Annotated in this window: 23 protein-coding genes and 1 pseudogene; 17 read left to right on the top strand and 7 right to left on the bottom strand. The window is 66.6% G+C overall.

Annotated elements, in window-relative coordinates:
* Nucleotides 1-8 precede the first annotated feature (8 nt).
* Both QO207_RS06610 and QO207_RS06605 read right to left on the bottom strand, forming a co-directional pair.
* Nucleotides 9-722 carry an LrgB family protein gene (locus tag QO207_RS06610; RefSeq protein ID WP_301531696.1) on the bottom strand — a complete coding sequence of 238 codons (714 nt, stop codon included), beginning with the start codon at nucleotides 720-722 and terminating at the stop codon, nucleotides 9-11.
* Complete coding sequence (locus QO207_RS06605; RefSeq protein ID WP_045217069.1) at nucleotides 722-1,084, bottom strand: CidA/LrgA family protein; 363 nt, start codon at nucleotides 1,082-1,084, stop codon at nucleotides 722-724. Before QO207_RS06605 ends, QO207_RS06610 begins: the two co-directional genes overlap by 1 nt.
* 178 nt (nucleotides 1,085-1,262) lie before the next feature.
* Between QO207_RS06605 and QO207_RS06600 the strand changes: the two genes are divergently transcribed.
* From QO207_RS06600 to QO207_RS06585, 4 genes and pseudogenes are all read left to right on the top strand, one after another.
* Complete coding sequence (locus tag QO207_RS06600; RefSeq protein ID WP_301531695.1) at nucleotides 1,263-1,718, top strand: MaoC family dehydratase; 456 nt, start codon at nucleotides 1,263-1,265, stop codon at nucleotides 1,716-1,718.
* A gap of 79 nt (nucleotides 1,719-1,797) precedes the next feature.
* A pseudogene (locus QO207_RS06595) lies at nucleotides 1,798-1,956 on the top strand (TM2 domain-containing protein); the annotation flags it as partial.
* A 138-nt stretch (nucleotides 1,957-2,094) separates the two neighbouring features.
* Complete coding sequence (locus tag QO207_RS06590) at nucleotides 2,095-3,825, top strand: C13 family peptidase (RefSeq protein ID WP_301531694.1); 1,731 nt, start codon at nucleotides 2,095-2,097, stop codon at nucleotides 3,823-3,825.
* Nucleotides 3,826-3,855: 30 nt separating this feature from the next.
* Nucleotides 3,856-4,497, top strand: coding sequence for an oxidoreductase (locus tag QO207_RS06585; RefSeq protein WP_301531693.1), 642 nt, complete (start codon nucleotides 3,856-3,858; stop codon nucleotides 4,495-4,497).
* A gap of 319 nt (nucleotides 4,498-4,816) precedes the next feature.
* Here QO207_RS06585 and QO207_RS06580 read toward each other — a convergent pair whose 3' ends face one another.
* The 4 genes from QO207_RS06580 to QO207_RS06565 all read right to left on the bottom strand — a co-directional run bounded on the left by QO207_RS06580 (nucleotide 4,817) and on the right by QO207_RS06565 (nucleotide 9,472).
* Entirely contained in the window at nucleotides 4,817-5,104 is a 288-nt protein-coding gene (locus QO207_RS06580) for a YceK/YidQ family lipoprotein (RefSeq protein WP_024764688.1), read from the bottom strand.
* Nucleotides 5,094-5,723 (bottom strand): flavin prenyltransferase UbiX, encoded by a 630-nt coding sequence (gene ubiX, locus QO207_RS06575; RefSeq protein WP_017521701.1) that lies wholly within the window; start codon nucleotides 5,721-5,723, stop codon nucleotides 5,094-5,096. The genes QO207_RS06580 and ubiX overlap by 11 nt, the downstream gene beginning before the upstream one ends.
* 2 nt (nucleotides 5,724-5,725) lie before the next feature.
* The gene (mpl, locus tag QO207_RS06570; protein ID WP_301531692.1) at nucleotides 5,726-7,078 is read right to left on the bottom strand and encodes a UDP-N-acetylmuramate:L-alanyl-gamma-D-glutamyl-meso-diaminopimelate ligase; all 1,353 of its coding nucleotides are present in this window, start codon (nucleotides 7,076-7,078) and stop codon (nucleotides 5,726-5,728) included.
* Nucleotides 7,079-7,555: 477 nt separating this feature from the next.
* Nucleotides 7,556-9,472 carry a sigma-54-dependent Fis family transcriptional regulator gene (locus QO207_RS06565; protein WP_301531691.1) on the bottom strand — a complete coding sequence of 639 codons (1,917 nt, stop codon included), beginning with the start codon at nucleotides 9,470-9,472 and terminating at the stop codon, nucleotides 7,556-7,558.
* 323 nt (nucleotides 9,473-9,795) lie between these two features.
* Here QO207_RS06565 and QO207_RS06560 point away from each other — a divergent pair, with 323 nt between their 5' ends.
* On the top strand, nucleotides 9,796-11,316 hold the full coding sequence (locus QO207_RS06560) for an aldehyde dehydrogenase family protein (RefSeq protein WP_301531690.1): 1,521 nt from the start codon (nucleotides 9,796-9,798) through the stop codon (nucleotides 11,314-11,316).
* 431 nt (nucleotides 11,317-11,747) lie between these two features.
* Here QO207_RS06560 and QO207_RS06555 read toward each other — a convergent pair whose 3' ends face one another.
* Nucleotides 11,748-12,800: an AraC family transcriptional regulator gene (locus QO207_RS06555; protein WP_301531689.1), complete on the bottom strand. Its 1,053-nt coding sequence runs from the start codon at nucleotides 12,798-12,800 to the stop codon at nucleotides 11,748-11,750.
* A 338-nt stretch (nucleotides 12,801-13,138) separates the two neighbouring features.
* Between QO207_RS06555 and eat the strand changes: the two genes are divergently transcribed.
* From eat to QO207_RS06495, 12 genes are all read left to right on the top strand, one after another.
* Complete coding sequence (gene eat / locus QO207_RS06550; RefSeq protein ID WP_301531688.1) at nucleotides 13,139-14,503, top strand: ethanolamine permease; 1,365 nt, start codon at nucleotides 13,139-13,141, stop codon at nucleotides 14,501-14,503.
* An 11-nt stretch (nucleotides 14,504-14,514) separates the two neighbouring features.
* Complete coding sequence (locus QO207_RS06545; protein WP_301531687.1) at nucleotides 14,515-15,909, top strand: ethanolamine ammonia-lyase subunit EutB; 1,395 nt, start codon at nucleotides 14,515-14,517, stop codon at nucleotides 15,907-15,909.
* 15 nt (nucleotides 15,910-15,924) lie between these two features.
* A complete protein-coding gene (eutC, locus tag QO207_RS06540; RefSeq protein ID WP_301531686.1) occupies nucleotides 15,925-16,722 on the top strand; it encodes an ethanolamine ammonia-lyase subunit EutC in 798 nt (265 codons plus the stop codon).
* Between the two features lie 334 nt (nucleotides 16,723-17,056).
* Entirely contained in the window at nucleotides 17,057-17,521 is a 465-nt protein-coding gene (locus QO207_RS06535) for an N-acetyltransferase (protein ID WP_301531685.1), read from the top strand.
* A gap of 90 nt (nucleotides 17,522-17,611) precedes the next feature.
* Nucleotides 17,612-18,496, top strand: coding sequence for an ABC transporter substrate-binding protein (locus QO207_RS06530; protein ID WP_301531684.1), 885 nt, complete (start codon nucleotides 17,612-17,614; stop codon nucleotides 18,494-18,496).
* A gap of 194 nt (nucleotides 18,497-18,690) precedes the next feature.
* Nucleotides 18,691-19,350, top strand: coding sequence for a DedA family protein (locus QO207_RS06525; RefSeq protein ID WP_301531683.1), 660 nt, complete (start codon nucleotides 18,691-18,693; stop codon nucleotides 19,348-19,350).
* Between the two features lie 6 nt (nucleotides 19,351-19,356).
* Nucleotides 19,357-20,175, top strand: a complete 819-nt coding sequence (locus QO207_RS06520; RefSeq protein WP_301531682.1) for a zinc-dependent peptidase — start codon at nucleotides 19,357-19,359, stop codon at nucleotides 20,173-20,175.
* 81 nt (nucleotides 20,176-20,256) lie between these two features.
* On the top strand, nucleotides 20,257-20,787 hold the full coding sequence (ppa, locus tag QO207_RS06515) for an inorganic diphosphatase (protein WP_081517241.1): 531 nt from the start codon (nucleotides 20,257-20,259) through the stop codon (nucleotides 20,785-20,787).
* Nucleotides 20,788-21,110: 323 nt separating this feature from the next.
* Nucleotides 21,111-21,740, top strand: coding sequence for an START domain-containing protein (locus tag QO207_RS06510; protein WP_301531681.1), 630 nt, complete (start codon nucleotides 21,111-21,113; stop codon nucleotides 21,738-21,740).
* Nucleotides 21,741-21,846: 106 nt separating this feature from the next.
* Nucleotides 21,847-22,092, top strand: a complete 246-nt coding sequence (locus QO207_RS06505) for an exodeoxyribonuclease VII small subunit (RefSeq protein WP_024764669.1) — start codon at nucleotides 21,847-21,849, stop codon at nucleotides 22,090-22,092.
* On the top strand, nucleotides 22,089-22,976 hold the full coding sequence (gene ispA / locus QO207_RS06500) for a (2E,6E)-farnesyl diphosphate synthase (RefSeq protein ID WP_301531680.1): 888 nt from the start codon (nucleotides 22,089-22,091) through the stop codon (nucleotides 22,974-22,976). Before QO207_RS06505 ends, ispA begins: the two co-directional genes overlap by 4 nt.
* Nucleotides 22,977-23,108: 132 nt before the next feature.
* A complete protein-coding gene (locus QO207_RS06495) occupies nucleotides 23,109-23,783 on the top strand; it encodes a GntR family transcriptional regulator (RefSeq protein ID WP_138212087.1) in 675 nt (224 codons plus the stop codon).
* Nucleotides 23,784-23,888: the final 105 nt, after the last annotated feature.

The following is a 23,888-nucleotide window of genomic DNA, read 5'->3' as shown; positions in this document are numbered from 1 at the left end:
TCGATTGATCAGGCAATCAGCGCTACCGCCAACGGTAGCAGCACAGCGGTGGCCACGCCCATCAGGCTCATGGCCAGGGCGGCGAAAGCGCCGCATTCCTCGCCCTCCTGCAGGGCGCGGGAGGTGCCCACGGCATGGGCGGTCATACCCAGCGCCATGCCCTGCGCGGCCGGGTGATGCACACCGAAACGGCGCAGCAGTTCCGGGCCGAGGATGGCGCCGAGCACGCCGGTGATCAGCACGAACACCGCCGCCAGCGCCGCCACGCCGCCGATCTGGCTGGCCACCAGCATGGCGATGGGCGAGGTCACCGACTTGGGCGCCAGGCTCATCAGCAACTCGTGATCGACGCCGAACAGCCAGCCCAGGCCGATGCCCAGCGCAGTGGCGAACAGGCCGCCGACCAGCAGGGTGATCAGCGTCGGCCAGAACAGCTGGCGGATGCGCTTCAGGTTGAGGAACAGCGGCACCGCCAGCGCCACGGTGGCGGGGCCGAGGAGGATGGTCAGCACCTTGGCGCTGTTGCTGTATTCGGCGTAGTCGATACCGCAGGCCAGCAGCACCGCGATGACGATCAGCATCGACACCAGTACCGGCTGCAGGAACACCCAGCGCGTCCGTTCATAGGCGGCCAGCGCCAGCTGGTAGGCGCCCAGGGTAACGCCGACGCAGAACAGCGGATGGTGGATGACGGAGTTCAGCGCGCCTTGCCAGTCGAACATCACGCGCCCTCCTTCTGCTTGCGCTGGCGGTCGATGAGCTTCTGCATCAGCCAGCCGGCGAACACGAAGGACACCAGCAGCGACAGCGCCAGGGCACCGGCGATGGCCCAGAAGTCCGCGGCGATCTGCTTCGCGTAGGCCATCACGCCCACCGCCGCCGGCACCAGCAGCAGCGGCAGGTAGCGCAGCAGCGAGGCGGCGGCTTCGTTGACCGGCTTGCTCACCTCGCCGTTCCACACCAGGAAGGCGAACAGCAGCACCAGCCCAATGATCGGGCCGGGAATCATGTGCAGGATGAGAGCATTCAGGCCCGTGCCGAGCAGTTGGAACAGCACCAGCCAGGTCAGGCCGCGTAACAACATCAGGGAAATCTCCAGCGCAACGAGGCGCCATTATGCCCGCCCGGCGCCCGCTATGGCGCGGCATTCGCCCAAAGCATGAATGCCGCTGCGGCTTGACCGACTGCAGGCCCCATGCTGATCTGTTGGCGGACTCTTACGCAGGCCGCATTAGAAGAACAACGATATCCCCGGAGGAAACATGGCATTCGTACCCGTAAGCGCACTGAAGGATTACATCGGCAAGGACCTGGGCCATTCGCAGTGGATCACCGTCGATCAACAGCGCATCAACCAGTTCGCCGAGTGCACCGAGGACCACCAGTTCATCCACGTCGACCCGGAGAAGGCGAAGAAGACGCCCTTCGGCGGCACCATCGCCCACGGCTTCCTGTCGCTGTCGCTGATCCCCAAGCTCTGCGAGGGCCTGCTGGTCCTGCCGGAGAACCCCAAGATGGTGGTCAACTACGGCCTGGACAGCGTGCGCTTCATCCAGCCGGTGCCGGTGGATTCGCGCGTGCGCCTGCAGGTGACCATCACCGACGTCACCGAGAAGAACCCCGGCCAGTGGCTGATCAAGGCGCGCTGCACCCTGGAGATCGAAGGCCTGCCCAAACCGGCCTACATCGCCGAATCGCTGAGCCTGTGCTTCGTCTGAAACATTTCCTAAAGGTTATGGATTAGAATGCCCGCGGCCGCCAAAAGGAGCGGCCGCGATCATTCACAAGGACTGTCCCATGACCGAAAAACGCATCCTCCCCGCCTTCCTGCTGTGCTTCTTCCTCGGCACCTTTGGCGCCCACCGCTTCTACGTCGGCAAGATCGGCACCGCCATCCTGCAGATCGTCACCCTGGGCGGCCTGGGCATCTGGACGCTGGTCGATTTCATCATGATCATCGTCGGCGCCTTCAAGGACAAGGAAGGCAACAAGCTGACCCAGTGGACCTGATCAGGCCCCGCTGAAAAAAGCCCGCGACCGCGGGCTTTTTTACGTCACACTCAATCCGCGCTCATCCGTCGATTCGAGAAGCCCATGCCACGCAAACTCCTGCCCTTGAGCCTCGTCCTGCTGCTCGCCGCCTGCGGCGAAGGCGAACCGCTGCTGCCTCCCGACGCCCGCCTGCCCGACGGCGCGCGCTACCGCGGTGCCCTGGTCAATGGCCAATTACAGGGTCAGGGGCGGCTGGATTACAGCAACGGCGCCTGGTACGAGGGCGGCTTCGACAAGGGCCTGCAGAGCGGCCAGGGCAAGTGGAACGACGGCCTGGGTACGGTCTACGAGGGCGGGTTCCTTGATGGCCAGTTCGAAGGCCACGGTCGCCTGCAGTACCCCGACGGAAGCGTCTACGAAGGCCAATTCAAGCGCAGCGAATTCGACGGCGAAGGCCGCCTTACCCAAGGTGGAACCACCTACAGCGGCGCCTTCCGCAAGGGTCGCTACGAAGGCCTGGGCAACCTCGAACAGGCCGATGGCACCCGCCACCAGGGCTTCTTCGCCAAGGGTGTGGCCAACGGCGAAGGCGCCCGTCAGGACAGCCTCGGCAACCAGTACGGCGGCCAGTTCAAGAATGGCGTGCTCGAAGGCAAGGGCACCTTCCGCGACGACGCTGGCGACTATTACAGCGGCGAGTTCCGCAACGACCAGTTCGACGGCGCCGGGCGCTTCCAGAACGCCAACGGCGACGTCTGGCTCGGCCGCTTCAAGCAGGGCGCGCTGAGCGGCCCGGGCGAATTCATCGGCGTCGACGGCAGCCGCTACAAGGGTGAATTCCGCTTCTGGCGCTTCGACGGCCAGGGCACGCTGACCAAGTCCGACGGCCAGACCTACAGCGGCGGTTTCGCCCGTGGCGAATACTCAGGCACGGGCACCCTCACCCGCCGCGACGGCAGCGAGCAGAAAGGCACCTGGAGCGCCGGCCAGTTGCGCCAGGACGCCAGCGGCAAGCGCGTGCCCAACCCGCTGGAAGTCGGCCTGCTGGAACAGGGCGCGTTGCTGGACAAGGCCCTGGCGGCCATTCCGCAGTCCACCCCAGCCATCGAACTCTACGGCGTCAGCCTCGGCGGCGACGGCAAGCAGAGCGTGTTCCTGCGCGAGGCCGACTACGTCGCCAACCTGCTCGGCGAGCGCTTCGGCGCGCGCGGCGTGGTACGCCTGGTGAACCACCGCGACCATCTCGCCGACCGCCCCATGGCCACCCGCGAAACCCTCGCCCGCACCCTGCGCACCATCGCCCAGCGCAGCGGCCCGGAAGACCTGGTGTTCATCTACCTCACCAGCCACGGCTCCCACGACCACCAGCTGGTGCTCGACATGCCGGGACTGAAGCTCGACGACCTGCCAGCCAGCGACCTGGCCAGCCTGCTCGAACCGCTGAAGGATCGCTACAAGGTGCTGGTGATCTCGGCCTGCTTCAGCGGCGGCTTCATCCCCGCCCTGAAGGACGACAAGACCCTGATCATGACCGCCGCGCGCAGCGACCGGGTGTCCTTCGGCTGCTCCGAGGAAGCCGACTTCACCTACTTCGGCGATGCACTTTTCGCCAAGGCCTTCCAGCAGACCGATGACCTCAGGCAGGCCTTCGCCCTGGCACGCGACACGGTCGCCAAGCGCGAAAAGGAAGAACAGTTCGAACCTTCGGAGCCGCAACTCTGGGCGCCGGACGCGGTCATTACTCGCTGGCAGGCCCTGCGTGCGCAACAGCCGCACACTGGCCTGGCGCTCAAGAACGACGATGCGCAGGCAAAACGGCAGGGCGAGAACTAAGCTGCAAAGTGTGTCAGTGGAGAAACACCGATGGTATTGAAACCGACGAACATCCTGCTTGCTGGCGCCACCGGGCTGACCGGTGAGCATCTGCTCGACCGCATGCTTAACGAGCCCACCGTCAAGCGCGTCATCGCCCCTGCCCGGCGCCAGCTGGCGGAGCACCCGCGCCTGGACAACCCGGTCGGCCCACTGGCCGAGCTGATCCCGCACCTGGTCCAGCCGGTGGATACGGTGTTCTGTTGCCTGGGCACCACGCTCAAGGAAGCCGGCTCGGAAGAGGCTTTCCGCAACGTCGACTTCGACCTGCCGCTGGCCCTGGGCGAGCGCGGCCTGGCCCTCGGCGCACGGCACTACATCGTGGTTAGCGCGCTGGGCGCGGACAGCCAGTCATCGATCTTTTACAGCCGGGTCAAGGGTGAACTGGAAGACGCCTTGCGCCAGCAGGGCTGGCAGCAACTGACCATCGCCCGGCCCTCGCTGCTGCTGGGCCAGCGCGAAGAAATCCGCCTCGCCGAACTGCTCGCCGCGCCCTTCTCGCGCATCCTGCCGGGCAAGCTGCATGGCATCGAAGCCATCGCCCTAGCCCGTGCGCTCTGGCGCCTGGCTCTGGAAACCGGCAAGGGCACCCGCGTCGTCGAGTCGGACGAACTGCGCAAGCTGGGCAAATAACCCCTCACGAACGCATGGCGTACAACCGTTCGCGGTTGTGCGCCGATGGCCGCTGCGTTGCGGCGAGTTTTTGGGTAGGAGTGAGCTTGCTCACGAACCTCCGAAGCTCACGAAAGCGCCGGTGTTCAGCATCGCCAGGGGTTCGCGAGCAAGCTCGCTCCTACAGGCAGGCCCACCGTTCTGCGCAGGACGCATGCTCTTCGTAGGATGGGTGGAGCGCAGCGATACCCATGCTGATCCGGCATGAGGCATTGATGGGTATCGCTGCGCTCCACGCCATCCTACGTAAGGTTATTCCTGAACGCTCAGCAGCAGCGGATCAGTTGCCGCCCCACACCTGCAGGCCGACGCCCAGTTCCGCGGCAATCGACAGCGGCAGCAGCAGGGTATCCAGCAGCGCGCTGCCGGGCAGGTCGAGGCCGGGGTAGGCCGGCGCGTCGGTGCCGAAGTGATCCTTCGGGCAACAGCCGCCATTGAGCGAATACCAGTCCAGCCGGGTGCCGGCATAGATCAGCGGGTCGCCGGGGCGGCTGTCGTTGAGGGTCTTCACGGTGGCGCAACCGCCCAGTTGCAACAGCAACAGGGCGGCGAGGAGCTTATTCGTCACTGACAAGATGGTGTTCGCCCCAGCGCGGCAGCATGTCCTGGGGAATGCCCAGCTGATTGAGGATGCGCGCGACGACGAAGTCGATCAGGTCGTCGACCGTCTGCGGCTGGTGGTAGAAGCCCGGAGCGGCCGGCAGGATCACCGCGCCCATGTTGGACAGCTTGAGCATGTTCTCCAGGTGGATGCTGGAGAACGGCGCCTCGCGCGGCACCAGGATCAGCTGGCGGCGCTCCTTCAGCGCCACGTCGGCGGCACGTTCGATCAGGTTGTTGCAGGCGCCGGTGGCAATCGCCGAGAGCGTCCCCGTCGAGCAGGGCACCACCACCATCGCACTGGGCGCGCCGGAACCGGAGGCCACCGGGGCCATCCAGTCTTCCTTGCCGTAGACGCGAATCTGCCCCGGCGCGGCGCCGGTGTATTCGCTGAGGAAAGCCTGCATCGCCTGCGGCTTGCTCGGCAGGGTCACGTCGGTCTCGGTGGCCACCACCAGTTGCGCAGCCTTGGAGATCAGGAAGTGCACCTCGCGGTCTTCCTGCACCAGGCAGTCGAGCAGGCGCAGGCCGTACTGGGCGCCCGATGCGCCGGTCATGGCCAGGGTGACGCGTTCGGCTCCGGCCATGCTCAGCCCTCCAGTGCCTTGGCCAACTTGCCGTGCAGACCGCCGAAGCCGCCATTGCTCATGACCACCACCTGGGTACCCGGCGCGGCGATGGCCTTCACGCCGTCGATGATGGCTTCCAGCGAATCGCACACTTGCGTGGGCACGGTGGAGCTGGCAACGGTGGCAGCCAGGTCCCAGCCGAGGTTCGGCGGCGCGTACCAGAACACGCTGTCGGCCTGCACCACGGACTCCGGCAGGCCGTCGCGGTGGGCGCCGAGCTTCATGGAGTTGGAGCGCGGCTCGACCACAGCGATCACCTTCGCAGCGCCGACGCGCTTGCGCAGGCCGTCGAGGGTGGTGGCGATGGCGGTCGGGTGGTGGGCGAAGTCGTCATAGATGGTCACGCCGTTGACCTCGGCGACCTTCTCCATGCGCCGCTTGACGCTCTTGAACGCCGACAACGCGGCGCAGCCCAGCTCCGGCACCACTCCAACGTGGCGGGCCGCCGCGAGGCAGGCCAGGGCGTTGGCGACGTTGTGCTGCCCGGTCAGCTCCCAGTCCACGGTGCCCTGGGCTTTGCCGTCGAACAGCACCTCGAAGTGCGAACCGTCTTCGCTGAGCAGGCGCGCCTGCCACTGGCCGCCTGCGCCGGTGGTCTGCACCGGGGTCCAGCAGCCCATGTCGATCACGCGCTTGAGCGCGGTCTCGGATGTGGGGTGGATAACCAGGCCTTCGCCGGGGATGGTCCGCACCAGGTGGTGGAACTGCCGTTCGATGGCCGCGAGGTCGGGGAAGATGTCCGCGTGGTCGAATTCCAGGTTGTTCAGGATCGCCGTGCGCGGGTGGTAGTGGACGAACTTGGAGCGCTTGTCGAAGAAGGCGCTGTCGTACTCGTCGGCCTCGACCACGAAGAACGGGGTGCCGCCCAGGCGCGCGGAGACGCCGAAGTTCTGCGGCACGCCACCGATCAGGAAGCCCGGGCTCATGCCGGCATGCTCCAGCACCCAGGCCAGCATGCTGCTGGTGGTGGTCTTGCCGTGGGTGCCGGCGGCCGCCAGGACCCAGCGCCCCTGCAGCACGTGGTCGGCCAGCCACTGCGGGCCGGAGACGTAGGGCAGGCCCTTGTTCAGCACGTATTCCACCGCCGGGTTGCCGCGCGACAGCGCGTTGCCGACCACCACCAGGTCCGGTGCCGGTTCCAGGTGCGCGGGATCGTAGCCCTGCATCAGCTCGATGCCCTGGGCTTGCAGCTGGGTGCTCATGGGCGGGTAGACGTTGGCGTCGGAGCCGGTCACGCGGTGGCCCAGTTCCTTGGCCAGGACGGCCAGCGACCCCATGAAGGTGCCGCAGATGCCGAGGATGTGGATGTGCATGCAGACTCCTGCAATCAAGCCTTTCCAGGCGCTTCGAATGGGCGGCAGAGTAGCACAGCGCGCCCCCGCGCGGCCCGCCGCCGGGGCATCAGACGACGAGGTGGGGAGGCGGTTCCCACGGGCCGGGGAAAGTCGTCACGGGAGTGAACCCTGGGGCGTACAACTGTTCGAGGGTGTACGCCGATGCACAGGTCATTATCTGCAACACCGAAGCCAAGCACTGAGCGGCTTCTTCCGCTGGGTGGGCGCTTGATCCTGTAGGAGCGGACCTTGTCCGCGAAAGGCTCGGTCCCTCGCCGGAGGTCATCGCGGACAAAGTCCGCTCCTACAAAGCCAGGCACTGCGATCCGACGGCTGAAACCCGGATAGCGTTCGCGAGCAAGCTCGCTCCTACGCAGAGCACGCACGTAGGAACTGTAGGAGCGAGCTTGCTCGCGAACCGCATGGCAGCGGGCCAATCGCGGACGAAGTCCGCTCCTACGAGAGGCTCTTCCTGCTCAGCCCGTGGCGGTTGAGCTTGCGGTACAGCGTATTGCGGCTGATGCCCAGTTGCTGCGCGGTGCGGCTGATGTGCCAGCGCTGCGCTTCGAGCACTTCCAGCAGCGCATTGCGCTCGGCGGCGCCAAGGGTGTCAGCGCCCTCCTCGGCCATGCCGGCGGGAGCCGCAGCAGGAGTCGGCGCGCGGCGCAGGTCCGGCGGCAGGTCGGCCATCTGGATGCGGCCACCGTCGCACAGCGCACAGAGCGTGCGCAGCACGTTGCGCAGCTGGCGCACGTTGCCCGGCCAGGGGAAGTCCAGCAGGTGCCGACGCACGTCGTCGTCCAGGCGCACGCTGCGGCCTTTGCTCTCCTCGGCCAGCAGGTGGTCGAGCAGCGCGCCGCGATCTTCGCGCTCGCGCAGGGGTGGCAGCGCGACGACCAGGCCGTTGAGGCGGTAGTAGAGGTCTTCGCGGAACTGCCCGGCAGCCACCAGCGCTTCCAGGTCACGGTGGCTGGCGCTGATCAGGCGGATATCCACATCCTGCGGCTCACCGCCGATGGGCACCACCTGGCGCTCTTCCAGTACGCGCAGCAGGCGGGTCTGCAGCGCCAGCGGCATGTCGCCGATCTCGTCGAGGAACAGCGTGCCGCCATCGGCCTGCTGCAGCTTGCCGCGCATGCCTTCCTTGCGCGCGCCGGTGAAGCTGCCGCCGCGGTAGCCGAACAGCTCGCTCTCGATCAGGGTCTCGGGAATCGCCGCGCAGTTCAGCGCGACGAAGCTCTTGCCGGCGCGCTCGCCGCCCAGGTGCACGGCGCGGGCGAATGCCTCCTTGCCGGTGCCGGTCTCGCCCTGCAGCAGCAGCGGCACGTCGTGGGCGTAGACCTTCAGCGCACGGCGGAAATCATGAGCCAGTTGCGGGTCGTCGATGCACAACCCTTTCGCCAGCGGTGCACGCGGCAGCACCGGTGCAGCGGCGATGGGCCGCTTGCCGCGCAGCAACGCATACAGGGTCCGCCCGGCGTGGGTGCGCAGCGGCCAGCTGGCATTGGGTTGCGGGTCGGCGCGGCTGAACAGGTCGTCCAGCCGGCAATCGAAGAACTGCTCCAGCGAGCGGCCGATCAGGCTTTCCCGGCGGCTGCCGAGCAGGTTGATGGCGCTCTGGTTCGCCGCGCGGATACGCCCGTCGCCACCGAAGGCCAGCATGCCTTCGCTGAACAGCCCGAGGCCGTCCGGTTGCAGGTGGAAGCGCAGCAGCCACTGGTCCTCGAAATGGCGCAGGAAGTAGCAGCTCTCGATGGCCTTGGCCGACAGGTTGACCAGCGCCATGGTGTGGAACTGGCTCTGCCGCGAGACGTCGCGGCGCGCCGAGGAAACGTCGAGCACCGCCAGCAGTTCGCCCTGCGGATCGAATACCGGGCTGGCCGAACAGGTCAGGCCGGTGTGGCGGCTGCGGAAGTGCTCGTCCTGGTGGATGGTCAGCGCCTGCCGTTCCACCAGGCAGGTGCCGATGCCGTTGGTGCCTTCGCGGGCCTCGCTCCAGTCGGCGCCGAGCCACAGCCCGGCCTGCTCGAAGGTGCGCCGCTCGGCGGCTTCGCTGACGCAGTTGAGGATCACCCCGCGGGAATCGGTGAGCAGCACCGCGTGGCCGGCGCCGGAGAGCTGCTGGTGCAGGCTGTTCATCTCGCCGCTGGCAATTTCCAGGACCTGGCGATGGCGCTCGCGGACTTCGAGCATGCGCGCGTGTTCCAGCACGGCCGGCGCCATGGGCTGCGCCGGGTCGAGGTGGTACTGCTCCAGGCAGCGCATCCAGGAGCGGGCGATCGACGGGTCGGCACCGGGGGCTCCGGCGCGGGCCTTGCCCTCGGCCACGGTCATGACCTGGCGGGCGTGGCGGCTCAAATCGTTGGCGCGCATTCTTGTTGTTCTCCGCTTGGGGACGGGGAGGCAGCCCCGAGGTCCTGCCGAATCCTGTAGGACAATTCAGCAGAACGCAGGACAGCATCCCCCACGCGCCAGCCCAATGCAACGTCCGGCCGACCGTCAGGTCACGACTGTCACGAATACGGGACAAAGTGTCACCCGGCACTGCGCCAGGTGCGTGACAGCGCACTTTCCGGCGCATCGCCAGCCACCCGCCCAGCCCATGCGCGGCGTGCCTTTCACTGGCATGGCCCGGCCCTTGCTCTACGCTTGATCAACGTCCTCCCCAACAAGCACAAGACCCAGGAGATCCGACCATGCGTTATGCCCATCCCGGTAGCGAAGGCGCCATCGTTTCGTTCAAGGCGCGCTACGGCAACTACATCGGCGGCGAATTCGTCGCGCCGGTGAAGGGTCAGTACTTCACCAACACCTCGCCGGTGAATGGCCAGCCCATCGCCGAATTCCCCCGCTCCACCGCCGAAGACATCGACAAGGCGCTGGACGCCGCCCACGCTGCCGCCGACGCCTGGGGCCGCACCTCGGTGCAGGACCGCTCGCTGGTGCTGCTGAAGATCGCCGACCGCATCGAACAGAACCTGGAGCTGCTGGCCGTCACCGAGACCTGGGACAACGGCAAACCGGTGCGCGAAACCCTCAACGCCGACATCCCGCTGGCCGCCGACCACTTCCGCTACTTCGCCGGCTGCATCCGTGCACAGGAAGGCAGCGCCGCCGAGATCAACGACAGCACCGTCGCGTACCACATCCATGAACCGCTGGGTGTGGTCGGGCAAATCATCCCGTGGAACTTCCCGCTGTTGATGGCTGCGTGGAAACTGGCCCCGGCCCTGGCCGCCGGCAACTGCATCGTGCTCAAGCCGGCCGAGCAGACTCCCCTGAGCATCTGCGTGCTGATGGAAGTGATCGGCGACCTGCTGCCCAAGGGCGTGCTCAACGTCGTCCAGGGCTTTGGTAAAGAGGCCGGCGAGGCGCTGGCCACCAGCAAGCGCATCGCCAAGATCGCCTTCACCGGCTCGACGCCAGTGGGCTCGCACATCCTCAAGTGCGCCGCCGAGAACATCATTCCGTCCACCGTGGAGCTGGGCGGCAAGAGCCCGAACATCTACTTCGAAGACATCATGCAGGCCGAGCCGACCTTCATCGAGAAGGCCGCCGAAGGCCTGGTGCTGGCCTTCTTCAACCAGGGCGAGGTGTGCACCTGCCCGTCCCGCGCTCTGGTGCAGGAGTCCATCTACCCGCAGTTCATGGACGTGGTGATGAAGAAGGTGAAGGCCATCAAGCGCGGCGACCCGCTGGACACCGACACCATGGTCGGCGCCCAGGCCTCGCAGCAGCAGTACGAGAAGATTCTTTCCTACCTCGACATCGCCCAGCAGGAAGGCGCGCAGATCCTGGTCGGCGGCTCGGTCGAGAAGCTCGATGGCAACCTCTCCACCGGCTATTACATCCAGCCGACCCTGCTCAAGGGCAGCAACAAGATGCGCGTGTTCCAGGAGGAAATCTTCGGCCCGGTGGTGGGCGTCACCACCTTCAAGGATGAAGCCGAAGCACTGGCCATCGCCAACGACACCGAGTACGGCCTCGGCGCTGGCGTCTGGACCCGCGACATCAACCGCGCGTATCGCATGGGCCGTGGCATCAAGGCCGGCCGCGTGTGGACCAACTGCTATCACCTGTACCCGGCGCACGCCGCCTTCGGTGGCTACAAGAAATCCGGCGTGGGCCGCGAGACCCACAAGATGATGCTCGACCACTATCAGCAGACCAAGAACCTGCTGGTGAGCTACGACATCAACCCGCTGGGCTTCTTCTAAATTTGTTCTGATCCACCCGCCCGGCTCGCGTCGGGCGGCCTCCCCCGAATCGATCTTTGCGCGGCCCACGGGCCGCGCTTTTTTATGCCTGGGGAAAAGCTATTGGCGGTCGGCTTTTCGTAGGAGCGGACTCCGTCCGCGATTGGTCCGCCACGCGCCGGATGCCATCGCGGACAGAGTCCGCTCCTACGCAGGGTTCAAGCCCGGAGCAAAACCTGTAGGAGCGGAGCTTCTCCGCGATCACCGCGACAGCGGTGCCTGCTGTGCCAGCCGGCGGGATTCGCGGACAAGGTCCGCTCCTACGGGGTGCCGCCTGCGCCGATGTGAATGTAGGAGCGAGCTTGCTCGCGAACCCGCCCAGCTACGGAGCCGCCGGGGAATCCGTTCGCGAGCAAGGGCTAGGCGCCCCCCTCGGTCCTACGAAAAGCGGGTCAGTGCGCGTCGCTACGCCACTGCCGGGGGCTCACGCCGAACCAGCGGCGGAAGGCGCGGGAGAAGGCGCTGGTCTCGGAGTACCCCAGCAACGGCGCCAGCTCGGAGATCGGCCGCTGCGGCTGCCGCAAGTAATGCAGCGCCAGTTCGCGACGGGTATTTTCCACCAGCTGACTGAAGCTCAGCCCGGCCTCGCGCAGGCGCCGTTGCAGGCCGGCGGTGGTGAGTTCGAGCTGCTCGGCGATGACCTCCAGCGAAGGCTCGCCGTCGCCCAGCGCCAGGCGAATCTGCGTGCCGGCGTCCTCCACCAGATTGGGCGCGCCGCCCTGTTCGCCCAGGCGACGGATCACGTCTTGCACCAGGAACAGCAGGTTGGCGTCGCGCTCGGGCATCTGCCGGCCGTAGAGGTCGCGCTTGGGAATCAGCATCGAGTTGCAGCCGCGCTGGAACAGCACCGGTGCGTCGAACACCCGGCCATGCTCCTGCCAGCCTTCAGGCCGCCCGTGCTCGAAGCTCACCGCGCGCGGCGCCCAGTCCGGGCCGAGCGCATGGCGCATCAGGTTCAGCGCCATGCCCAGAGTCAGCTCGGCGTCCTGGCGACGGTCGAGGATCGCACCGTGGCGCACCTGGTAGTCGAAGCGATAGCACTCGCCGCAATCCACCAGGCGGATCAGGGTGTCGTGCTGGTGATAGGGGAAGGCCGCGGCGAAGTTCTTCAGCGCCTCTTCCGGAGTCTCCGAGCACAGCCCGACGTAACCGAGCAGGCCCAGCTCGCGGGGCAGGAACTGCTGGCCGTAGCGCAGCCCGAAGTTATCGCAGCCCGACTGTCGCGCGGCCTCTTCCAGCACCTGGCAGTAGTTGGTCAGCGCCAGGCTCAGGGTCGGGTGCAACAGGCGTTCCGGGTCGATGCCGGCGCGGCCGAAGACGCGGTCAATATCGCCGCCCTGGCCGCCGATGAAGCGACCCAGGCCGCTGGCGGCGGCGGACAGCACGCCGATGTTGCTGGCCAGGGGCACACTCAGGCCGGACGGGGAAAACAGGGGCTGGCTCATGTCGGTTACCGATCTTGTTATGCAGCATGCAGGCACTTCGTGCCGATAAACAAAGCAAATCCCGTGCCTCGAATTGCCATCACCCAACCAGGCACACCCTGCGCAGCGCCTGGCCTGCAGCTGCCACAGCACGGGGCGTCGGGGCGAAATCCGGCACCAGAAGCGGGCACCGCGCGCCGCCTGGGGCGATGGGTAACAGCCAGTTGACCCTGCACGGCGAAAGGCGGTTCCAGCGGTCAAGTCTTGCCCGGCAACGCGCCACTACCATCGAGGCTCAGGTATCCGTCCAGGCCCTTGCGGCCCGCCCCGTTCCCTTTGCGGAGAGAGGAATAACAACAATGAGCGCATCACAACTCAAACCGACGCTTGGCACCCTGCACCTCTGGGGGCTCGCCGTGGGCCTGGTAATCTCCGGCGAGTACTTCGGCTGGAGCTACGGCTGGGCCGCCGCCGGCACCCTGGGCTTCCTCGTCACCACGCTGATCGTCGCGGTGATGTACACCTGCTTCATCTTCAGCTACACCGAGCTGACCACCGCCATTCCCCACGCCGGTGGCCCCTTCGCCTATAGCCTGCGGGCCTTCGGCAAGACCGGCGGGATGATCGCCGGCATCGCCACGCTGATCGAATTCGTCTTCGCCCCGCCGGCCATCGCCATGGCCATCGGCGCCTACCTCAACGTGCAGTTCCCCGGCCTCGATCCGAAGTGGGCCGCCACCGGCGCCTACGTGATCTTCATGACCCTGAACATCCTCGGCGTGAGCATCGCCGCCACCTTCGAACTGGTGGTGACCGTGCTGGCAGTGGCCGAGCTGCTGGTGTTCATGGGCGTGGTCGCGCCGGGGTTCAGCTTCAGCAACTTCGTGCTCAACGGCTGGGCCGGCTCGGATGTGTTCGGCTCCACCGCCATGGCCGGCATCTTCGCCGCCATCCCGTTCGCCATCTGGTTCTTCCTCGCCATCGAGGGCGCAGCCATGGCCGCCGAGGAAGCCAAGGACCCGAAACGCACCATCCCGCGCGCCTACATCGCCGGCATCCTGACCCTGGTGACCCTGGCCATCGGCGTGATGATCTTCGCTGGCGGCGTGGGCGACTGGCGCGCCCTGTCGAACATCAACGACCCGCTGCCGCAGGCGATGAAGGCCGTGGTGGGCAACAACTCGACCTGGATGCACATGCTGGTGTGGATCGGCCTGTTCGGCCTGGTGGCGAGCTTCCACGGCATCATCCTGGGCTACTCGCGGCAGTTCTTCGCCCTGGCCCGCGCCGGCTTCCTGCCCCGTGGCCTGGCCAAGCTGTCGCGCTTCCAGACCCCGCACCGCGCCATCCTCGCCGGTGGCGCCGTGGGCATCGCGGCGATCTTCAGCGACGGCCTGATCAGCCTGCAGGGCATGACCCTGACCGCGGCGATGATCACCATGAGCGTGTTCGGCGCCATCGTCATGTACATCATGAGCATGTTCAGCCTGTTCAAGCTGCGCCGCAGCGAGCCGGACCTGGAGCGCAGCTTCCGCGCGCCGGGCTACCCGCTGGTGCCGGCCATCGCGCTGGTGCTGGCGCTGGTCTGCCTGGCCGCGATGCTATGGTTCAATAGCGTGATCGCCTCGGTGTTCCTGGTGCTGATGATCGGCGGCTGCTCCATCTGCAGCATCGTCATCAGCCTCAATCGCGGCACCGACGCCTCGTTCGCCAGCCAGGGTTGAGGAGTAGCGCCATGTCCGGATTCGTCCACAGCGTCGGTGGCCAGACCTGGCGTTTCGACAGCCTGCGCGAGGTGATGGCCAAGGCCAGCCCGGCACGCTCCGGCGACCGCCTCGCCGGGGTCGCCGCTGGCAGCGACGCCGAGCGCGTCGCCGCGCAGATGGCGCTGGCCGACATCCCGCTCAAGCACTTCCTCGACGAGGCGCTGATCCCCTACGAGAGCGACGAAGTCACCCGGCTGATCATCGACAGCCACGACCGCCAGGCCTTCGCGCCAGTCAGCCACCTCACGGTGGGTGGCCTGCGCGACTGGCTGCTCGGCGATGCCGCCGACGAAGCCAGCCTGCGCACCCTGGCGCCGGGGCTGACGCCGGAAATGGCAGCCGCAGTGTCGAAGATCATGCGCGTGCAGGACCTGGTGCTGGTCGCGCAGAAAATCCGCGTGGTCACCCGCTTCCGCAACACCATGGGGCTGCGCGGGCGCATGTCCACGCGCCTGCAACCCAACCACCCCACGGACGACCCGGCCGGCATCGCCGCCAGCGTGCTCGACGGCCTGCTCTACGGCAACGGCGACGCCATGCTCGGCATCAACCCGGCCACCGACAGCCTGCAGTCGATCTGCACCCTGCTGGAGATGCTCGACGCGATCATCCAGCGCTACGAGATTCCCACCCAGTCCTGCGTGCTCACCCACGTCACCAGCTCCATCGAGGCGATCAACCGTGGCGCGCCGCTGGACCTGGTGTTCCAGTCCATCGCCGGCACCGAGGCGGCCAACGCGAGCTTCGGCGTGAGCCTGTCGATCCTCCAGGAAGGCTACGAGGCCGGCCTGTCGCAGAAGCGCGGCACCCTGGGCGACAACCTGATGTACTTCGAGACCGGCCAGGGCAGCGCGCTGTCGGCCAACGCTCACCACGGTGTCGACCAGCAGACCTGCGAGACCCGCGCCTACGCGGTGGCGCGGCACTTCAAGCCGTTCCTGGTGAACACCGTGGTCGGCTTCATCGGCCCGGAGTACCTGTACAACGGCAAGCAGATCATCCGTGCCGGCCTGGAAGACCACTTCTGCGCCAAGCTGCTCGGCGTGCCCATGGGTTGCGACATCTGCTACACCAACCACGCCGAGGCCGACCAGGACGACATGGACATGCTCCTGACCCTGCTGGGCGTGGCCGGCATCAACTTCATCATGGGCATCCCCGGGTCCGACGACGTGATGCTCAACTACCAGACCACCTCCTTCCACGACGCGCTCTACGCACGCCAGACGCTGGGCCTGCGGCCGGCGCCGGAATTCGAGGCGTGGCTGGAGCGCATGGAAATCCTCCGCCAGCGGGACGGCCATGTGCAGATGGCCGGCCAGTTGCCCGGCGCCTTCCGCCACGCGCTCGCGCAACTGTCCTGAGTTGAGGAGTCTTCAATGAGCGACAGCTTCACCCCCAACCCCTGGCAGGAACTGCGCCGCCTGACCTCCGCGCGCATCGCCCTGGGCCGCGCCGGCACCAGCCTGCCAACTGGGGCGCAACTGGACTTCCAGTTCGCCCACGCCCAGGCGCGCGATGCCGTGCACCTGCCCTTCGATCGCGACGGCCTGGCCGCACAACTGGCCGAACGCGGCCGCGACACCCTGCTGCTGCACAGCGCCGCTGCCGACCGCGACACCTACCTGCAGCGTCCCGACCTGGGCCGCCGGTTGAACGAAGAATCGGCGGACCTCCTGCGCCGCCACGCCGACCGCCATCCCCAGGGCTACGACCTCGCTGTGGTGATCGCCGACGGTCTCTCCTCGCTGGCGGTGCAGCGTCACAGCCTGCCCTTCCTCGAGCGCATGGAAGAACAGGCGCGCAACGAAGGCTGGAATCTGTCGCCGGTGGCGCTGGTGCAGCAGGGCCGGGTCGCCGTGGCCGACGAAGTCGCCGAGCTGCTGCGGGCGAAGATGGTGGTGATCCTGATCGGCGAACGCCCCGGCCTGTCCTCGCCGGACAGCCTCGGCCTGTACTTCACCTGGGCGCCGAAGGTCGGCCTCAACGACGCCTACCGCAACTGCATCTCCAACGTGCGCCTGGAAGGCCTTAGCTACGGCCTCGCCAGCCACCGCCTGCTCTACCTGATGCGCGAAGCCTGCCGCCGACAGCTGTCGGGGGTGAACCTGAAGGACGAGGCCGAGCTGCCGACCCTAGAAGGCGGCGGGCCAGGGGCGAATTTCCTGCTGACCTGAACACCCAGCCGCTGCGCAATGCTCTTTTGCAGGAGCGAGCTTGCTCGCGAACAGATTTCCCGGCGGCTCCGTCGCTGAGGCGGTTCGCGAGCAAGCTCGCTCCTACAGTTCTGCGCGGCACAAACCATCCCCGGCCTCCGGCACGATTCGGACCTAGCGCGGACGAAGTCCGCTCCTACGCCATCTGAAGCCCCGTCTGCCAACCCTTCCAGATCAAACGCTCGCTTTGATTGCGCTTTCAACAATTTCTGGTGCAGCATCGGACCGATGGCTATCCGCTGGCATAGCCCCTGCATTGCCATACCAGCCCATTCACTCCCGCCGAGGCCCGCTTATGCGCATCGTGCAAGCCACGCTCGACCACCTCGATCTGCTCGCGCCGCTGTTCGTCAAATACCGCGAGTTCTACGGCATGCTTCCCTACCCCGAATCCTCGCGCAAATTCCTCGAGAAGCGCCTGCGCCGCAAGGAATCGGTGATCTACCTGGCGCTGCCGGACGACGGCGACGACAAGATCCTCGGCTTCTGCCAGCTCTACCCGAGCTATTCCTCGCTGTCGCTCAAGCGCGTGTGGATCCTCAACGACATCTACGTCGCCGAAGAGGCCCGCCGCCAGCTGGTGGCCGACCACCTGCTGCAGACCGCCCGGCAGATGGCCCGCGAAACCCAGGCCGTGCGCATGCGCGTGTCCACCAGCGTCAACAACGAAGTGGCGCAGAAGGTCTACGAGTCCATCGGCTTCCGCGAGGACAGCGAGTTCAAGAACTACATCCTGCCGATCAGCGACGACCTCAACTGACGATCTGCCTCGAGCCCCGAACCGGTCCGCTGGCAGCGGCGGGCCGCGCGCACTAGAGTGCCATCAGCGAAACCCGCATGAAGGGATCCCATGCGTCATTCCCTGTCAGTTCTGCGTACTGCCTGCCTCTGCCTCGCGCTGCTGGGTGCCGCCAGCCAGGCGCAGACCCTGCGCATCGCCACCCTGGAGTGGTCGCCCTACGTCGGCAGCGACCTGCCGGGCAACGGTCTGGCCAGCCGCATCCTCAATGAAGCCCTGGCGCTCAACGGCGACAAGGCCGAGCTGGTCTTCCTGCCCTGGCAACGGGCGCTCAACGAAACCCGCGAAGGCCGCTTCGACGCGCTGATGCCGGCCTACCTGTCGCCGGACCGCAGCCAGGACTTCTACACCTCGATGCCGCTGCTGGACTCCCAGCTCGGCTTCTTCCGCCGCCGCGACCGCGCCCTGCCGATCAACCCTCGCGACCTCGATACCCTGCGTCCGTATCGCATCGGCGTGGTGCGTGGCTACGTCAACCAGGTCGGCTTCGATGCCGCCGACTTCCTCAACAAGGACGTGGTCAGCAGCGACTGGCAGAACCTGGAGAAACTCCTGCGCGGACGCATCGACCTGGCCGTGGTGGACCGCTACACCGGCTACCAGCTGCTCAGCCAGAACGCCCCCGCCCTGCGCGAGCAACTGGAGTTCGTCGACCCGCCGCTGGAGATCAAGCCGCTCTACGTGCTGGTGCCGAAGAAACGCGCCGAAGGCGAAGCCCTGGCCGCCAGCCTCGACCGTGGCCTGCGCACCCTGCGCCGCAGCGGCCGCCTGCAGCAGCTGATCGCCGAGGCGCACCTGGAAACCGTGATGAACACCCGCGAGGTCGCCGCCAACCCGCTGGCCGAACAGCTGCCGGCCAGCGGCGGAGAGTCCGGTGCGGTGTTGTCGCCGCGGGCCCCGGAGGGCCTTTTGAGCTGGCAGGCGAGCCTGTACTGAGGGCAGCGCCCTACCGTCGCCGGGCATTTGTCACAAGGCGTTGCCAGGCCATCGGCGACAGGATTTTCACGCAGAAGCTGTAATATCCTCCCGCGGACCTTCGTCGCAGGACTGACGCAAGGGCGCCACGGCAGCCCGGTCGCCCCCTATAATGGGCGGCCCGGCCGTTCACCTCGTTGTCACACAGGCTTCTCATGGAATTCAACCCGATCGACCTGATTCTCCACCTCGACACCTACCTGTCGCTGGCGGTAGCCAACTACGGCACCTGGATCTACGCCATCCTCTTCCTGGTGATCTTCTGCGAAACCGGCCTGGTGGTGACGCCCTTCCTGCCGGGCGACTCCCTGCTCTTCATCGCCGGCGCCATCTGCGCCACCGGCGGCATGGACCCGTGGATGCTCGGCAGCCTGCTGCTGGTGGCAGCGATTACCGGCGACAGCACCAACTACGTGATCGGTCGAACCCTGGGCAAACGCCTGTTCAGCAACCCTGACTCGAAGATCTTCCGCCGCGACTACCTCGACCAGACCCACGCCTTCTACGAACGCCACGGCGGCAAGACGGTGACCCTGGCGCGCTTCCTGCCCATCGTGCGGACCTTCGCGCCCTTCGTCGCCGGCATGGCCTACATGCCCTACGCGCGCTTCCTGTTCTTCAGCGTGGCCGGCAGCATCGCCTGGGTCGGCGGCCTGGTCGCCCTCGGCTTCTTCTTCGGCAACGTACCGTTCATCAAGCAGAACCTCTCGGTGATGATCATCGGCATCATCGCCTTCTCCCTGCTGCCCATGGTGATCGGCTTCCTCCGCCACAAGCTGCGTCCCTCGGCCAAGGCCCAGCCCGGCGAGCGCTGATCGCCGATGTGGTCGTTCAGCGCCTGGCGCCGCCGACGCTTCCTCGCCCGCCATCCGCTGGATCCGCAGCTGTGGGCGCAGGTGCGCAGCAGCCTGCCGATCCTCGATGGCCTGAGCGAAGCGGAACTGCAGCGGCTCGGTGAACGGGCGCTGCTGTTCCTGCGCGACAAGCGCCTCTCGCCGCTGCCCGGCATCGAACTGGACGACTACCGCCGCCTGCTTCTCGCCGTGCAGGCCGAGCTGCCGCTGCTGCACCTGCCGGACCTGAACTGGTACGGCGGCTTCCATGAGCTGGTGCTCTACCCCGACGACTTCGTCAGCCCGCAGAAGCACCGCGACCCGGCGGGCGTCATGCACGAATTCGACGACGAGCGCGCCGGCGAGACCTCGCTGCAGGGCCCGGTGATCCTCGCCTGGCCCGGCGTGGAAAGCGGCGGCGGCTGGGACGCCTACAACCTGGTGATCCATGAGCTGGCGCACAAGCTGGACATGCTCAACGGCGACGCCAACGGCCTGCCGCCCTTGCACCGCGACATGCGCGTAGCCGACTGGGCCGCCGCCATGCAGGCCGCCTACGACGAGATGAATCGCCAGCTCGACCACAACCCGCAGGCGCACACCGCCATCGACCCGTACGCGGCAGAGAATCCGGCAGAGTTCTTCGCCGTCACCAGCGAGTACTTCTTTACCGCTCCGGACCTCCTTCAGGCGGCCTATCCCAAAGTCTATGAACAGCTTTCGCTGTTCTACCGGCAAGATCCGCTCTCGCGCCTGCACAAGCTTCAGGCCGATCACCCCGAATATCAGGAAACTCACGCGCACTAGGCGATGTCTGTGGCTAGGCCACGGCAATCTGCCTATAATTCGCCGCACTTTTTTCGGCCCGACCACATCCTGGAGTCGTCCATGAGCTACAGCAGCATCCCGGCTGGCAAAGACCTGCCGAACGACATTTACGTCGCCATCGAGATCCCGGCCAACCACGCGCCGATCAAGTACGAGATCGACAAGGACACCGACTGCCTGTTCGTCGACCGTTTCATGGCTACCCCGATGTTCTACCCGGCCAACTACGGCTTCATCCCGAACACCCTGGCCGACGACGGTGACCCCCTCGACGTGCTGGTCGTGACTCCGTACCCGGTCGCTCCGGGCTCCGTGATCCGCGCCCGTCCGGTTGGCGTGCTGAACATGAGCGACGAAGCCGGCGGCGACGCCAAGCTGATCGCCGTGCCGCACGACAAGCTGAGCGTCCTGTACCACGACGTGAAGGAATACACCGACCTGCCGGCCCTGCTGCTGGAGCAGATCAAGCACTTCTTCGAGAACTACAAGGATCTCGAGAAGGGCAAGTGGGTGAAGGTCGAAGGCTGGGGCGACACCGCCCAGGCCCACGACTACATCAACAAGGCCGTCGCCGCCTTCCAGGCCAAGTGATGGTGGCGCGGCTTGTCCGCGCTGTGAAAAGCCCCGCCCCGGCGGGGCTTTTTCATGACCGGGATTAGGTTTTTCGTTCCGACTTTGCTACCATCTGCGCCCCCGCACGCAGCCCGCTGCGCTGCCACAGAATCAAGGCGGTCCGCCCTACCAGAAGTAAGGTTGGACCACCCCCTGAAAGCCGGCCACAAGCCGGCTTTTTTAATGCCCGCGATTTGCCCCTGTGCCGCCCGCGCAATCCCCTGCCAGACCGCTCGCCGGCCAATGCGCCGCTGTCACGAGCCAGGCATAAGATCGGACTATTCCCCCGCCGGTCCACCGCCATGAAACGCGCCTTGCACCTCCTGCTCGCCCTGCTGCTGACCTTCCCGCTGCTTGCTCATGCGCAGGCCGCGGAGTGGAAGCTGGCCAAGGACCAGGACGGCGTGCAGGTCTACCTGAGCGATGTGCCCGGCTCGCGCTACAAGAGCTTTCGCGGCGTCACGCTGGTGAAGGCCGACGTCGCCACCCTCGGCCACCTGCAGGAGAACCTGCGGGTGTCCTGCGCGTGGCTGTACTCCTGCGCGCAGATGCGCCTGCTCAAGTACAGCGACGAGGCCATCTGGGTCTACCTCGACACCAAGCTGCCCTGGCCCGCCGCCCCGCGCGACCTGGTGCTCAAGGTCAGCACCGAGGACACCTCGGACGGCGGCATGATCCGCCACCTGCAGGCCGCGCCGGACTACATCCCGCCAGTGCAGGACCGCATCCGCGTGCCCAGCGTTTCCGGCACCTGGCGGATGGTCCCCAAGGGCCCGAAGCTCACCGAGGTCACCTACGAGATGCGCGGCGAACCCGGCGGCAGCGTGCCGTCGTGGCTGGCGAACCAGTTCGTTGTGGATGCGCCGTTCGAGTCGCTGCGCATGCTCAAGGTGGTGGCGGAGCACCAGGGCGTGCGGGATGCAGGGTACTAGGTGAAAGTGCCGTCTACAGCACTGGCTGACTGACCGAAGATTTGCCCGCAAAGCCCGTCTCTGCTAGTGTCGCGAGGTTTCCGAATACCCCCGCCGAGATGTCCGCATGGCCCGCAAGAAAGCTTCCCTCGACTTCGAACAGTCTCTCGCCGAGCTGCAAACGCTGGTGGAGCGCCTGGAAAGCGGCGAGCTGTCGCTGGAGGACTCGCTGGGTGCCTTCGAGCAGGGCATCCGCCTGACCCGCGACTGCCAGGCAGCGCTGACCCAGGCCGAGCAGAAGGTGCAGATCCTGCTGGAACGCGACGGTGAGCTGAGCGAAGCGCCCTTCGATCCGGAAGGCGAAGACGCATGATCTCGGCTTACCAGGCGCGCTGCCAGGCGCGTGTCGATGCTGCGCTGGAAAAACTTTTCGTCGCCCCCCGTGAAGAACTCACCCGCATCTACGCCGCCATGCGTTACAGCGTGGTCAACGGCGGCAAGCGCGTGCGCCCGCTGCTGGCCTATGCGGCCTGCGAAGCACTGGGTGGCGAGGCCGAACGCGCCGATGGCGCGGCCTGTGCGGTGGAGCTGATCCACGCCTATTCCCTGGTGCACGACGACCTGCCGGCGATGGATGACGATGACCTGCGCCGCGGCCAGCCGACCACCCACATCGCCTTCGACGAAGCCTGCGCGATCCTTGCCGGCGACGGCCTGCAAACGCTGGCGTTCGAGGTGATCGGTAACGCCCAGCTCAATCCGCAGGATGCCCAGACCCGCCTGGACATGCTGCTGGCCCTGACCCGCGCCGCCGGTTCCGCCGGCATGGTTGGCGGCCAGGCCATCGACCTGGAATCCGTCGGCCGCAAGATCGACCAGGCGGCGCTGGAAACCATGCACCGGCACAAGACCGGCGCGCTGATCGAAGCCAGCGTGCAACTCGGCGCCCTGGCCAGCGGCCGCGCCGACGCCACCGCACTGGAAGCCCTGCGCCGCTACGCCGAGGCCGTGGGCCTGGCGTTCCAGGTGCAGGACGACATCCTCGACGTGGAAAGCGACACCGCCACCCTCGGCAAGACCCAGGGCAAGGATCAGGCCCACGACAAGCCGACCTACCCCGCCCTGCTCGGCCTCGACGCCGCCAAGGCCTACGCCCTGGCCCTGCGCGACCAGGCGCTCGCCGCGCTGGAAGGTTTCGGCGACAACGCAGAGCCGCTGCGCGCCCTCGCCCGCTACATCGTCGAACGCCGCAACTGATCCCTCCGGCACGCGCATTGCGTGTGCAAATCCCGTGATGCGCCCATTGCGATGACCGCTTGCCGGTGCTTCACTGCATCACAGGGATTTCGTATACCATATCCGACAACAGCCATCTGACCGGACTGCATCGTGCCGCTACGCAACGCCCCCAACCTGGGAATCGTCCCCTCCGCCTCGGAGACCATCGCCAAGCACCTGCGCGAAGCGATCATTTCCGGCCAGATGGCGGAACACGAGCCGATCCGCCAGGACGACATCGCGCAGATCTTCAACGTCAGCAAGATCCCCGTGCGCGAGGCGCTCAAGCGCCTGGAGGCCGAGGGGCTGGTGGAGTTCCAGCGCAACAAGGGCGCGCTGGTGACGAAGATTTCCGAACCGGAACTGGCGCAGATGTTCGAGGTGCGCGTGGTGCTGGAAGCCCAGGCGCTCCGCCTCGCCGTGCCCAACATGACCGCCGAGACCTTCGAGCGCGCCGAGCGTATCTGTGCCGAGTTCGTCGGCGAGGACGATGTCGGCCGCTGGGCAGAACTGAACTGGGAACTGCATGCCTGCCTCTATGAGCCAGCGCAACGGCCGTACCTGGTCGGCCTGATCCGCTCGATCCACGACAAGCTGGAGCGCTACCTGCGCATGCAGATGAGCCTGTCCTCCGGCAAGGAACGCGCCGACCACGAGCACCACGACATCCTCGACGCCTGCCGTGCCGGCGATGGCGAGCTGGCGGCGCGCCTGCTGGAAGAGCACATCAACGGCGTCTGCCGCACGCTCTACGAGCACCTGCCGAACCGGCCTACGCCGAGTTAGACAAAACTGCCTGCTGTGCCGATTTCATCATCGGCCCGGCGGAAAACCCTCAAGCTGCATTCCTCGCTCCGCGCCACCCTAGGGTCAATCACAAGACCACCCCAG

The sequence above is a fragment of the Pseudomonas sp. CAN1 genome, assembly GCF_030462585.1.
GTDB lineage: Bacteria > Pseudomonadota > Gammaproteobacteria > Pseudomonadales > Pseudomonadaceae > Pseudomonas.
Note: the sequence above shows the minus strand (reverse complement) of the source record. Positions and strands in the feature narration are given on the sequence as shown.